Origin of the sequence: Rhizobium terrae (assembly GCF_003425685.1) — a bacterium.
Lineage (GTDB): Bacteria > Pseudomonadota > Alphaproteobacteria > Rhizobiales > Rhizobiaceae > Neorhizobium > Neorhizobium terrae.
The window spans coordinates 38,793-52,125 of the sequence record NZ_QJKM01000014.1 but is presented as its reverse complement, the minus strand read 5'-3'; the positions used below and the strand labels follow the sequence as shown (position 1 = coordinate 52,125).

General features: G+C 64.1%; 6 protein-coding genes and 1 pseudogene. All 7 read left to right on the top strand.

Annotated elements, in window-relative coordinates; genetic code table 11:
* The first annotated feature begins 3 nt into the window (after positions 1 to 3).
* The 7 genes and pseudogenes from DMO26_RS24050 to pbpC all read left to right on the top strand — a co-directional run bounded on the left by DMO26_RS24050 (position 4) and on the right by pbpC (position 13,121).
* Positions 4 to 867, top strand: coding sequence for an IclR family transcriptional regulator (locus DMO26_RS24050; protein WP_226951408.1), 864 nt, complete (start codon positions 4 to 6; stop codon positions 865 to 867).
* A 56-nt stretch (positions 868 to 923) separates the two neighbouring features.
* A complete protein-coding gene (locus tag DMO26_RS24045; protein WP_117194707.1) occupies positions 924 to 2,093 on the top strand; it encodes an acetyl-CoA acetyltransferase in 1,170 nt (389 codons plus the stop codon).
* Positions 2,090 to 3,730 (top strand): annotated as a pseudogene (locus tag DMO26_RS24040) (acyl-CoA synthetase); the annotation flags it as partial. The gene DMO26_RS24045 and the pseudogene DMO26_RS24040, both read left to right, overlap by 4 nt.
* 111 nt (positions 3,731 to 3,841) lie before the next feature.
* Positions 3,842 to 4,597: a PCC domain-containing protein gene (locus DMO26_RS35110; RefSeq protein ID WP_404947083.1), complete on the top strand. Its 756-nt coding sequence runs from the start codon at positions 3,842 to 3,844 to the stop codon at positions 4,595 to 4,597.
* Between the two features lie 9 nt (positions 4,598 to 4,606).
* Positions 4,607 to 5,356: an SDR family NAD(P)-dependent oxidoreductase gene (locus DMO26_RS24035; protein ID WP_117194705.1), complete on the top strand. Its 750-nt coding sequence runs from the start codon at positions 4,607 to 4,609 to the stop codon at positions 5,354 to 5,356.
* 216 nt (positions 5,357 to 5,572) lie between these two features.
* Positions 5,573 to 11,023: an alpha-2-macroglobulin family protein gene (locus DMO26_RS24030; protein ID WP_117194704.1), complete on the top strand. Its 5,451-nt coding sequence runs from the start codon at positions 5,573 to 5,575 to the stop codon at positions 11,021 to 11,023.
* Positions 11,024 to 11,039: 16 nt separating this feature from the next.
* Positions 11,040 to 13,121: a penicillin-binding protein 1C gene (gene pbpC / locus DMO26_RS24025; RefSeq protein ID WP_117194703.1), complete on the top strand. Its 2,082-nt coding sequence runs from the start codon at positions 11,040 to 11,042 to the stop codon at positions 13,119 to 13,121.
* Positions 13,122 to 13,333 lie beyond the last annotated feature (212 nt).

Sequence of the window (13,333 nt, the reverse complement as noted above, 5' to 3'; positions counted from 1 at the left end):
CCAATGCAAGAGATGATCGAAAACCTGTCCGGTCTCCGCGAGGGATCGGTCTCGGGGGCGCAGGCGGTGGAGCGGGCTTTGCAGCTTCTCTCCATCGTCGGGCGGGCCGCAGAGAAGGGCGTGGCGCTTGCCGAGGTGGTTGCCGACAGCGGCCTCAACAAGCCCACGGCCCGCCGGCTCCTGATGGCGCTGATGCGCTCCCGCCTCATCGAACAGGACGAGCTCACCCGCCGCTATTATCTCGGCGGCGAGCTTTATGTGCTCGGCATGCTGGCTTCGCGCCGGCATGGCCTGCTGGAAATGGCCGGTGAAAGCCTGAAACGGCTCTCGAGCGTGTCGGCCGACACCAGTTTCGTATCGATGCGTCGCGACGACTATGCCGTCTGCCTGCATCGCGAGGAAGGAACCCATCCGGTGCGGACGCATGCGCTGCTGACCGGCGACCAGAACCCCCTCGGCGTCGGAGCCGGGTCGCTTGCCATGCTTGCGACGCTTTCTGATGGCGAAATCGAAGCGATTCTCTGCCGGATCGAGAGCGTTATCGCGGCGCATTATCCGGGCTATTCGCCTGAGATCGTCCGCGCCGACATCGCCCGCACCCGGGAGGTTGGTTATGCGCTCAATCCCGGCCGGGTGATCGCCAATTCCTGGGGGATCGGCATGGCGATCCTCCTGCCCGACGGCAGGCTTGCGGGGGCGCTATCGATCGCTGCGATCGACAGCCGCATGGGAGAGCAGCGGCAGAAGGAGCTTGCGGCGCTGCTGACCCAGGAAGTGGAGCGGGTGCAGGGCAAGCTCAAGGCGCTTTTCGGCACGCAGAAGCCGGCGGTGCGAGCAGAGCGGAAGCTGCAAACAAAGGGGTCATAGACCGGCACGCTGGCCGGCGCAGACCCCCGAAATCGTTTGAAACGGAGGAGAAGATCATGTCAGGAGCCGAGATCGTCGGTTGGGCGCATTCCAAATTCGGCAAATCCGATGCCGGCTCCACGCGGGAGCTGATGGCCGAAGTCATCAATCCGGCCCTGGAGCATGCCGGCATCACGGCAAGGGATGTCGACGGCATTTTCGTCGGTGTCTTCAACAACGGCTTTTCCAAGCAGGATTTCCAGGGCGCGCTGGTCGCGATGGCAGCCGATGGTCTGGATCACGTGCCGGCGGTGCGCATGGAAAACGCCTGCGCGACCGGCTCGGCGGCGCTTTATTCGGCACTCGATTTCATAGCGTCGGGCCGCGGCAAGATCGCGCTCGTCGTCGGTGCGGAAAAGATGACGGCGCTGCCGACCAGGGAAACGGGCGACATCCTGCTCTCTGCCTCCTATCGCGAGGAGGAGGCGGATGTGGAGGGCGGTTTTGCGGGTCTCTTCGGCCGCATCGCCAGCCATTATTTTCAGCGCTACGGCGATCGTTCCGAGGAACTGGCGATGATCGCCGCCAAGAACCACGCGAACGGCATGAAGAACCCCTACGCCCATATGCAGAAGGATTTCGGCTTCGATTTCTGCAACACTGTGTCCGACAAGAACCCTTACGTCGCCGCACCGCTGCGGCGCACCGATTGCTCGCTGGTCTCGGATGGCGCGGCGGCTCTGGTGGTCGCCGCGCCCGAAGTGGCTGCCGGCATGAAACGTGCGGTCGGTTTCAGGGCGCGCAATCATGTCAACGACATCCTCGCCATGTCGCGCCGCGATCCGATTGCCTTCGAAGGTGCTCGGCTTGCCTGGCAGAAATCGTTGGGCGAGGCGGGTGTTTCGCTAGATGACTTGAGCTTCGTCGAGACGCATGACTGCTTCACCATCGCCGAGCTCATCGAATATGAGGCGATGGGGCTGGCCGAGCCCGGCAGTGGCTACCGCGTCATCCGCGAGGGCGTGACCCGCAGGGAGGGGCGCCTGCCGGTCAATCCCTCCGGCGGCCTGAAATCCAAGGGCCATCCAATCGGCGCGACCGGTGTTTCCATGCATGTCATGGCGGCGATGCAGCTCTGCGGCGAGGCGGGCGAGATGCAGATCCCGGACGCCGTCATGGCCGGCGTCTTCAACATGGGCGGCGCTGCCGTCGCCAACTACGTTTCCATTCTGGAGCGGACGAAATGAACGCGGTCAGTTCGGTAACCGCGGAAGTTGCCGCACGCGGCGAGGCCGAACCGAAAGGGGGGCTCCGCCCGCGTTCGACGCGGGTGATGAACCTCGCCCGTTTCGTGACGCAGGCGATGCGACGCGAGCCGCAGGGTATCGCGCTCGTCTGGGCGGAAAAGACCTGGACCTGGGAGGAGTTCGAGGCGCGCATCGATGCGATGGCGGCGGCGCTGCAGCAGCGGTTCGGTGTGACGAAGGGCGACCGCCTCCTGGTTCAATCGCAGAACTGCAACCAGATGTTCGAGAGCATGTTCGCCTGTTTCCGCATCGGCGCGGTGTGGGTTCCGACCAATTTCCGCCAGACGCCGGAGGAAGTCGCCTATCTCGCCAAGGCGAGCGGCGCGACGGGCATGATGTGCAATGCGTCATTTCCGGACCATGCGCGGGTGGCGCGCGGGACGAATGCCGAGATCGGCTTCATGATCGCCATCGGCGAGGCGGATTTCGGCCCGTCCTACGATGCGATCGTCGAGGAATTCTATGGAAGGAAACCGGTCGAGGCGTCCGTCGAGCGGGACGATCCCTGCTGGTTCTTCTTTACGTCCGGCACGACGGGACGGCCGAAGGCGGCGGTGCTGACCCATGGCCAGATGGCTTTCGTCATAAACAACCACCTCTGCGACCTGATGCCGGGCGTGACCTCCGCCGATGCGGCGCTGGTCGTGGCGCCGCTTTCGCATGGCGCGGGCGTGCACCAGCTTACCCAGGTGGCGCACGGCGTGAAGACTATCCTGCTGCCGACGGAAAAATTTAACATCGACACGGCCTGGGCGCTGATCGAGACGTGGCGTGTCTCGACCATGTTCACCGTACCGACCATTCTGAAGCTCCTGGTCGAGCATCCGGCGGCGGAGAAATACGATCATTCCTCGTTGCGCTACGTGATCTATGCCGGCGCGCCGATGTATCGCGAGGACCAGAAGCGGGCGCTGAAATCGCTGGGGGCGGTCATCGTACAGTATTTCGGGCTCGGCGAGGTGACAGGGGCGATCACCGTGCTGCCGCCGGCTCTGCATTCGCCGGATGATGGCGAGGGCGTGAAGATCGGCACTTGCGGCATGGAACGGACCGGTATGCAGGTGTCGATCCAGAACGATCGGGGCGAGGAAGTCGCGCCTTTCGAAACCGGTGAGATCTGCTGCATCGGCCCCGCAGTCTTTGCCGGCTACTACGACAATCCCGAAGCCAACGAGAAGGCGTTCCGCGACGGCTGGTTCCGTACCGGGGACCTCGGCCACATGGATGATCAGGGGTTTCTGTACATCACCGGCCGCGCCTCGGACATGTACATTTCCGGCGGCTCGAACGTCTATCCGCGCGAGATCGAGGAGAAGCTGCTGACCCATCCCGCGATCAGCGAGGTCGCCGTGCTCGGCGTGTCGGACCCGCTCTGGGGCGAGGTCGGATATGCGGTCTGCGTCGCGAAAAGCGGCGCAACCGTGTCCGAGGAGGAGCTGTTCGGCTTCATCGACGGCAAGATGTCCCGCTACAAGATGCCCAAGCGCTTTCTGTTCTGGGACGCGCTGCCGAAATCGGCCTACGGCAAGATCACCAAGAAGCTGATCCGCGAGGAACTGGAGGCGCGCGGCGAACTTGATCGAAAGCCGGCTAATGATAGGCCGACGCCGCGACATATAAGGCACCCGGGGCCAGTGGCGGCCGTTCGCCGTGAAGCGGTTCGGACCGAATTGAGGCCGGTGGAAGGCATGCTTCAACCGGGCGAGGTGTTTCTGGCCGGCGTAGCGCGTGTCTTTGCGGAGGCTGGCTGCAAGGGCGGCTTCGTGAATGTGGAGGGTGGCGCGTGCGATCCATTCCGCTATGTCCTGCCGGCCTTTTCGCCGGACAAGGAGCATGCCGCGTGGTACAGCGAGACTTTCGCTCCCCCGGCCGGCGGGAAATTCCAGGCGGCGACGGCCATCTTCGGCGAGCGGGACGGAGCGCCCTTCGTGCATTGCCACGGCATCTGGGATACGGGTGAGGGCGGGCTTCGAATGGGGCATGTTCTGCCTTTCGACAGCGTGGTCAGCGAGCCGGTTCCGGTCAGAGGATACGGCAGCGTCAAGGCCACGTTCGACTCCATTGCCGATAGCGAAACAAATTTCACGCTGTTTTCGGCTGTCGGCGAAAGCGGCCCGGGCAATGGCATCCTGCTGCGGATCAGGCCGAACGAGGATGTGGCGACGGCGATCGAAGAGATCTGCGTCGGCCATGGTGTCGAGAAAGCCCTGATCTTCGGTATCGGCAGTATCTACGAGCCGGTCTTCGAGGATGGCCGGCGCGTGGCCTGCCTGGCTACCGAAATCGCCATTGAGAATGGAATCCTGGAAAAGACGCCTGATGGCCCGCGTGCCAGGCTCGATGCGGCCGTCGTCGATACGGACGGGATCATCTATCGCGGCCGGCTTGCGCGCGGCGACAATCCCGTCGGGGTCACGTTCGAACTCGTCATCGCAGGGCTATAGGAGAGCTGGATGCGCAGCATCGTCGTCACGGGTGCAGGATCGGGTATCGGCCTTTCGACGACGGAGCTCCTGATCGATACCGGATGGCATGTGATCGCCGTCGATCGCGATGCAGCGGCGCTCGAACGGCTGACGCAGAGGCTCGGCAACCAGGCGGCATTCCTGACGACCGTGCCGCTCGACATCACCGACGAAGCGGCGATCGCGGATTTCGCCGAGCGGTGCCGCCGGCTTTCCCACCCGCTCGAAGCGCTGGTCAACAGCGCCGGGGTCGGATCGAACATGCGGTTCGCGGATACGACGACCGACCAATTCCGGCGCATCTACGAAATCAATGTCGTCGGTGCCTTTGCGCTCTCGCAGGCGCTGGCGCCGATCCTCAGGGAAAACGGCGGCGGATCGATCGTCCACATTGCTTCCGTCTCCGGGATCAAGGGCAATCTCGGCCGTTCCGCTTATGGGGCCTCGAAAGGTGCGCTGATCACCCTCACCAAGATCATGGCCGTGGAACTGGCCGACGACCTCATCCGGGTCAACGCGATCGCACCGGGGCCGATCGAGACGCCGATGGTCAAGGAAAACCACACGGCCGCCACCCGGGAGGAGTGGCACCGCACCGTGCCGTTGCGCCGTTATGGCCAGCCGGCTGAGATCGCCTCGGCCATCGCCTTCCTGGTCGACAGCCGGCAGTCGTCCTACGTGACGGGACAGGTTTTGGCCGTCGACGGTGGATTTACCGCCGCCGGACTGATGGCATGAACCGATCCGCTACAGGTTTTCGTTTATGACAATGTCTTCATGAAAATCCGCGCCGGGAAGCGCGGAGCTTCATTGACAAGTTCCGGAACTCATTGGAAAACTGGCACATCCGACGGCAGCCCGCACCGGCGCGCGAGCGCCTTGTGCAGATCAAAGTTTTATAGCGTTCTCAGCGTGTTATGAACGACGCGTGGCGCTGTAAGGAGGGGACTTTCCATGTCTAGGCGCGCATTTTTCGGCTTTTCTGCTTTTCTCATGTCTGCTCTGGTCCTGGCGTCGCCACTGGCCGCAGCCGAAAGGCGTGTGGAGACGACGGCAGACGGTGATTATGCCGGTTTCGATCTGAGGACGGTGAAGAACGTCAGCCAGCCGCAATGCGAGGCGGCCTGTATCGGCGACAATTCCTGCAAGGCGTTCACCTACAACGTCAAGGCGAAATGGTGCTTCCTCAAGTCGGATTACGGCCAGCTCAATACCTTCGCCGGTGCGGTGGCCGGCAAGGTGGTGGAGGTCGCGGCCGAACCGGATATCGGCGCCCCGCCGAAACTTTCCTTCCTTACCGAAGAACTCCTGCAGCAGGCCCGCGAACAGAAGGACGGCCTGACGCTCGGCGACAACCAGCAGGGTTATGGTGTCGAAAACCTGAAGGCGATCGCCCAGGGCGAGCTTCTGAAGGGCAATGTCGATACCGCGCTCTATAACTTCAAGGGTGCGCTGTCGCTGACGCCAGAAGACGGAAAGCTCTGGATAGAAATGGCGCGGGCCGCCGGCACGGCCAAGAACAATTCGTCTGCCGATGCCGAAGGAACGCTTGCCGCCATCAACGGCTACGAACTCTCTCGCACGAAGCAGACCCGCGCCGATGCGCTGGCTGTGATGGCCGCAGCGCTCGCCAAGCAGCAGACTTTCCGCCCGGCGCTCAATGCCTACAAGGCAAGCCTCGCGCTGGTGAATGCACGCACGGTCCAGGCGGCTTATAACGACCTGCGCGAACGCCAGGGTTTTCGCGTGACCGGCAACACGGTCGACAACGACAGCGCCAATCCACGTGTCTGTGTGCAGTTTTCCGAGCCGCTGGTGAAGGCCGGCGTCGATTATGCTCCCTTCGTGGTGGTGGACGGCCAGGCGCCGAAGGCGATGGAAGCCAAGGACAACCAGATCTGCGTCGAAGGCCTGACGCACGGCCAGCGCTACAAGCTGTCGCTGCGACGCGGCCTGCCGTCTTCGGTCGACGAGCCGCTTGTCGCTCAGGTGGACCTCGACCTCTACGTCAAGGACCGGTCGGCGATGGTGCGCTTCACCGGCGACAGTTTCGTGCTGCCGTCGACCGCGCGCCGCGGCATTCCGATCGTTTCGGTCAACACCGAACGCGCCGACCTGAAGCTTTATCGCGTCGGCGACCGCAACATCGCCGGGCTGCTCGCCAACTCGCAGTTCCTCACCCAGATGGACGGCTACAATGCCAGCCAGATCGAGCAGACGAGCGGTGAACTCGTGTGGCAGGGCTCCATCGAGATCGCCCGCGACATCAACAAGGACGTGATCACCAGCTTCCCGGTCGATGAGGCGCTGCCGACCCGCAAGCCGGGCGTCTATATGCTGACGGCGGCGGCTTCCAACGCCGTCAATCAGGAATGGGACACCAAGGCGACGCAATGGTTCGTCGTGTCCGATATCGGTCTTTCCACCTATGCCGGCACGGACGGCCTGCATGTCTTTGCCCGCGCGCTCGGAAGTGCCAAGCCGATCGCCGGTGTCGACCTGCAGCTGCTCGCTAAGAATAACGAAATCCTCGGCACCGCCAGGACCGATCGCGACGGTCGCGCCATCTTCACAGCTGGTCTGATGCGCGGCACGGCAGGCATGGTTCCGGCCGTGCTGACAGCCCAGAATAACGGCCAGGACTACGTCTTCCTTGACATGAGTCGTGCCGGTTTCGACCTTTCGGACCGCGGCGTGACCGGCCGGCCGGCGCCGGGTGCGATCGACATCCTGCCATGGACCGAACGCGGCATCTATCGTCCCGGCGAGACCGTGCATGCGACCGCGCTTGCCCGCAACATCGATGCGACGGCGATCGAGAACCTGCCGCTGACCTTCGTCTTCCTTCGCCCGGATGGCGTCGAGGACCGGCGGGTGGTCAATAACGGCTCGCTCGGTGGTTACGCGCTCGACCTGCCCTTGCAGCAGACCGCCATGCGCGGCACCTGGACGATGCAGATCTTCACCGATCCGAAGGGCTCGTCGATCGGCGAAAAGACCTTCATGGTCGATGATTTCGTGCCCGACCGCATCGAATTCGACATGACGACTGAGGCGAAGCAGCTCGTCGTCGGCGAAGCCTCGCCGATCAATATCGACGGCCGTTTCCTCTATGGCGCGCCGGGCGCGGGCCTCAATCTCGAAGGCGAAATCGCGCTGAAGCCGACACGCGAGAATGCAGCCTTCCCGGGTTACCAGTTCGGCCTTGCCGATGAGGAAGAGACGGAAGCGACCCGCATTCCGCTCGATGCGCTGGATCCGACCGACGAAGAGGGCAAGGCGGTGTTCGATGCGCTGGTGAGCGAGGTACCCTCCACGACGCAGCTCATCAATGCCGATATCGTCGTGCGCATGCAGGAAGCCGGCGGGCGCGCCGTCGAGCGTACCATCACCCTGCCGGTCAAAGCCGAGGATGCGCGCATCGGCATCAAGCCGGAATTTTCCGGCGATCTCGCCGAAAACTCGGTCGGCAATTTCTCCGTCATCGTCGTCGGCGCCGACGGCAAGAAGCAGGCCAAGCAGGGCCTCCCCTGGAAGCTCGTCAAGGTCGAGCGCGATTACCAGTGGTATCGCGAAGGCTCGTCCTGGCGTTTCGAACCGGTGACCCGCACCAGCCAGGTCGCGAACGGTACCGTCAACGTGACGGCAGCCGATGGCGGCAAGGTTTCCGTGCCCGTCACCTGGGGCCGTTACCGCCTGGAGATCGAGACCGCCGACATCGGCGGTCCGGCGTCGAGCGTCGAGTTCGATGCAGGCTGGTTCGTGACTGCGATGTCGACGGAGACGCCGGACGCGCTGGAGATCGCCCTCGACAAGCAGAGCTACAAGGTGGGCGAGACCGCAAAACTCAAGATTTCGTCGCGTTATGCCGGCGAGCTGATGGTGACGGCCGGTTCGGAAAACCTGCTCGCCGTACAGAATGTCAGCCTCGGCGCCAGCGGCGGCGAAGTCAGCATTCCCGTTACCGCAGACTGGGGTGCCGGTTCCTATGTCACGGCGACGCTCTATCGTCCGGGTCAGGCGCAGGAAAGCCGCATGCCGATGCGCGCCATCGGCATTACCTGGCTGAAGGTCGATCCGGAAAACCGCGACCTGCAGGTTGCGATTACAGCGCCGGAAAAGACGCTGCCGCGGCAGGCGCTGAACATTGCCGTTCAAGTTGCCGGCGCGGGCGCCAACGAGAATGCCTATGTCACCGTTGCCGCGGTGGATGTCGGCATCCTCAATCTCACCCGCTACCAGCCGCCGGCCCCGGACGACTGGTATTTCGGTCAGCGCCGGCTGGGGCTTGAAATCCGCGACATCTACGGCCGCCTGATCGACGGCTCGCTCGGAGCCACCGGGCGGCTGCGCACCGGCGGCGACGGCGGCAGTGTTGCGCTGCAGGCAAGCCCGCCGAAGGAGAAGCTGGTCGCCTTCTTCTCCGGTCCGGTGAAGCTCGACGCACAGGGTAAGGCGAACGTCTCGTTCGACATCCCGCAGTTCAACGGCACGGCGCGCGTCATGGCGGTCGCCTGGTCGAAGACGGGTGTCGGCCATGGGGTGAAGGATGTGGTGATCCGCGATCCGATCGTGGTCACCGCCAGCCTGCCGCGTTTCCTGGCCCCGGGAGACAAGGCGAACCTCAGGCTCGACATCGCCAATACGGATGCGCCGGCAGGCGACTACCAGCTCAATGTGATGACAACGGAACCGGTTTCCGTCGGCAAGAATGCGCTGCGGTCGGTCAAGCTTGCTGCCGGCGGCAAGACCAATGTCACGCTGCCGATTTCCGGCATCAAGGTGGGTGACGGGTCGGTCTATATCAGCCTGCAGAATGTCGGCGGCGTCTCGGTCTATCAGCAGCTCGACATCCCCGTGCGCCCGGCCGCCATGCCGGTCACCCAGCGGCGGCTGGTCGAGCTGAAGCCCGGCGCAAGCCTGACAGTCGATTCCAACCTGCTCGCCGACAGCATGCTTCCAGGTGCTTCCGTCAGCGTCAATGTCAGCCGCTCCACGGCCTTCGACATTCCGGCGCTGCTGATGAGCCTCAGCCGCTATCCTTACGGCTGCGCCGAGCAGACGACGAGCCGCGCCCTGCCGCTCCTCTATCTCAGCGAAATGGCGGTCCAAAACGGGCTTGCGGAAGACGGCGAGGTCAAGAAGCGGGTGCAGGACGCGATCTACCGTGTGCTCTCCTACCAGTCCTCTGCCGGCAGTTTCGGCCTCTGGGGTCCGGGCGGCGGCGATCTGTGGCTCGATTCCTACGTGACGGACTTCCTGTCGCGTGCTCGTGAACAGGGTTATACCGTGCCGGAACAGGCGCTGGTGCAGGCGCTGGAAAGCCTGCAGAACTCCTTGAGCTATACCAACAACGTCAAGGACCAGGGCAACGAGATCGCCTATGCGCTCTATGTACTCGCCCGCAACCGCAAGGCCGCGATCAGCGACCTGCGGTACTACGCCGACACGATGCTGAACGACTTCCCGACGCCGCTTTCCAAGGCGCATATCGCCGCGGCGATGGCGCTCTACGGGGATGCGGCGCGCTCGCGGAACATCTTCGCCGCCTCGCTGCAGATGTCGGAGAATGCGCTGGTCCAGAAGGTTAGCCTCGTCCGCTCGGACTATGGTTCGTCGCTGCGTGACGGTGCCGCGGTCCTGGCCCTCGCCGCCGAAAGCAAGCCGGTGCCGCCGATCGTCCCGGCGCTCGCAAACGTTGTCGCCAAGGAATGGGCCGCCAAGAAATATACCAGCACCCAGGAACAGACCTGGATGCTGCTCGCCGCCCGCGCCCTGCAGAACGGCGACCAGAACCTTCGCCTCAACGTCAATGGCGCCGATCATCGCGGCACGCTGATGTCGCAGATGCCCGGCGATGCGCTGATGGTGCATCCGGTGACGATCCGCAACGACAGTGGCGACCCGCTGTCCGCGGCGATCACCACGGTGGCCGCTCCCGCCCAGCCGCTGCCGGCCGGCGGCGACGGGTTCGATATCACCCGCACCTACTACAACATGGATGGCGAAGAGGTGAGCGTCAGCGAAGTGCAGCAGAACGAGCGTTATGTCGTCGTGCTAAGCATCACCGAGACGAACAGCTGGCCGTCGCGCATCGTCGTGACCGACCTCTTGCCGGCCGGTTTCGAGATCGATAATCCGGGCATCGTCGACAGCGCCAATCTCGCGAATTTCGACTTCATCGAGGAAGTGACGCCGGCGCATATGGAGTTCCGCAACGACCGGTTCGTGGCGGCCTTCGACCGCAGCGCCGGCGACAATCGCGAGATCAATCTCGCCTATGTCGTCCGCGCCGTGACGCCGGGCGTCTACGATCACCCTGCGGCGCAGGTGGAGGACATGTATCGTCCGCAGTTCTCGGCCCGCACCGCGACCGGCAAGATGGAGGTGGTCGCCGCGCAGTAGGCGGCGGCCTGTCGCCATGAAGTTTCGGTGGAAAGTCTCGATCGGCCTCGGCGCCTGCCTTCTATTGGCGGCGGGGGCGGTCGTCGGTCTCGATGCGGCCGACAAGGCCTATCCACCGCCGCTCGACAAGGTGAAGATCGTCTCGGCCGAAGTGTTGGACAAGGACGGCGAGCTTTTGCGCGCCTTCGCGACGCCGGAGGGCCGCTGGCGGCTGAAGACGGTACCGGAGGATGTGGACCAGCGTTTTCTGAAAATGCTGGTCGCCTATGAGGACCAGCGGTTTTACGATCACGCGGGCGTCGACCCTTGGGCGGTCGGCCGGGCAGCCTGGCAACTCGTCAGCCATGGCCAGATCGTGTCCGGCGCATCGACCCTTTCCATGCAGGTGGCGCGGCTGATCGAGCCGCGCGAAACCCGTTCCTTCTCGGCAAAGCTTCTGCAGCTTGTCCGCGCCATCCAGATCGAGCGGCGGCTCGGCAAGCGGGAAATCCTCGAAATCTATCTCACCCATGCGCCCTATGGAGGCAATCTGGAAGGGGTGCGCGCCGCGAGCCTTGCCTATTTCGGCAAGGAACCGCGCCGGCTTACCGTGGCCGAAGCCGCACTTCTCGTCGCCCTGCCGCAATCGCCCGAAGGCCGGCGGCCGGACCGGCATTTCAAGGCGGCGCAGGTGGCGCGCGAACGGGTGCTGATGCGCTCGGCGGTTGCCGCAATCACGGGCGAGGGGGAGGCGGAACGCGCCGCGGGGGACGCGATCCCCAACAGGCGATTGCAGCTTCCAGCCCATGCCGCACATCTTGCCGAGGCGGCGATCCGCAAGCAGCCGAAGGCCGAGTTGTATCGCACGACGCTGAAGCGGAATATCCAGAAGGGCCTGGAGCAGGTGGCGCGGGAGGCTTCAGTCAAACTCGCACCCAAAGTTTCCCTCGCCATGATGATGGCGGATGTGACGACCGGGGAGATCGTCGGCGAGGTGGGTTCGGCGGATTATTTCGATGCGAGCCGCTCCGGCTGGGTGGACATGACGCGCGTCTTGCGCTCGCCGGGCTCGACGCTGAAGCCATTCATCTACGGGCTTGCCTTCGAGCAGGGGCTGGTCAGCCAGGAGACAATCATCGAGGACCGGCCGGCGGATTTCTTCGGTTACCGGCCGAAGAATTTCGACATGACCTACCAGGGCGATGTCAGCGTGCGGCAGGCTCTGCAACTGTCGCTTAACGTGCCTGCGGTGCGGCTGCTCGATGCGGTCGGGCCATCGCGGCTGATGATCCGTTTCCGTCGCGCGGATGTGCGGCCGGTCCTGCCACCCAACGAGGCACCGGGTCTGGCGATCGGGCTCGGTGGTGTGGGCATCACTCTGAAGGATCTCGTGCAGGCCTATGCGGCGCTTGCCAATCGCGGCAATCCCGTCCGGCTCGGCAACGGGATCGAGGACCAGCCGGGCATCATTGCGGCAGAACCGCTGCTGGAGCCGGTGGCGGTATGGAATGTCGCCGACATCCTGTCCGATGTCCTGCCGCCGCAGGGCAGCCGCCGGCTCGGCATCGCTTACAAGACCGGAACGAGCTACGGTTATCGCGATGCCTGGTCCGTCGGTTACGACGGGCGCTACGTGCTGGGCGTCTGGGTCGGCCGACCGGACAATGGCGCGGTACCGGGCATTGCCGGTTACCAGACGGCGGCGCCGATCCTGTTCGAGGCTTTTTCGAAATCCGGCGTGCCGATCACGCCGCTGCCGTCGGCACCATCCGGGGCCGTGCGGCTTGCGCAGACGGACTTGCCGATCAGCCAGCGGCGTTTTTCGATGACCGCAAGTGGTCTGTTTTCCGCCTCCACGCGCGAGCCGGCCCCGCAGATCGTCTATCCGCCTGAAGGTGCCCGCGTCGATCTCGGGGCACGTTCGGGCGAGATCTCGCCGCTCGTCCTGAAACTGCAGGGCGGTCGGGCGCCGTTCCGCTGGCTCGCCAACGGCAAGCCGCTCGAGGATCTTTCCCGCCGGCGTACCAATGAATGGACGCCAGAGGGCGCCGGTTATTCGACACTGACGGTGATCGATGCGGTTGGGCGCGCCGCCAGTGTCAGGGTTTTTGTCGAGTGAGTGCAGTCAGCCGGCCCAATGGGGTTCGGCTGTGACGGAGCGCGTCTGTCGCCTGTGCCTGGATCCTCGGGTCAAGCCCGAGGATGACGAGGGGAGGGGGTGCCGCGATACTTAAAGCAGCTTGAACAGCGAGGTGGCAGTCCTTCTGAGCCTGTCGTGTTCAGGCCCCGCCTCGTTTAAATCGGGCGTCTCGACTTATTGCCTTCGAAATC

Excerpts from the sequence above, each read along its gene's own strand:
- pbpC (WP_117194703.1), top strand. The coding sequence starts at position 11,040 with ATGAAGTTTCGGTGGAAAGTCTCGATCGGCCTCGGCGCCTGCCTTCTA.
- DMO26_RS24035 (WP_117194705.1), top strand. The coding sequence starts at position 4,607 with ATGCGCAGCATCGTCGTCACGGGTGCAGGATCGGGTATCGGCCTTTCG.
- DMO26_RS24030 (WP_117194704.1), top strand. The coding sequence starts at position 5,573 with ATGTCTAGGCGCGCATTTTTCGGCTTTTCTGCTTTTCTCATGTCTGCT.
- DMO26_RS24045 (WP_117194707.1), top strand. The coding sequence starts at position 924 with ATGTCAGGAGCCGAGATCGTCGGTTGGGCGCATTCCAAATTCGGCAAA.
- DMO26_RS24050 (WP_226951408.1), top strand. The coding sequence starts at position 4 with ATGCAAGAGATGATCGAAAACCTGTCCGGTCTCCGCGAGGGATCGGTC.
- DMO26_RS35110 (WP_404947083.1), top strand. The coding sequence starts at position 3,842 with ATGCTTCAACCGGGCGAGGTGTTTCTGGCCGGCGTAGCGCGTGTCTTT.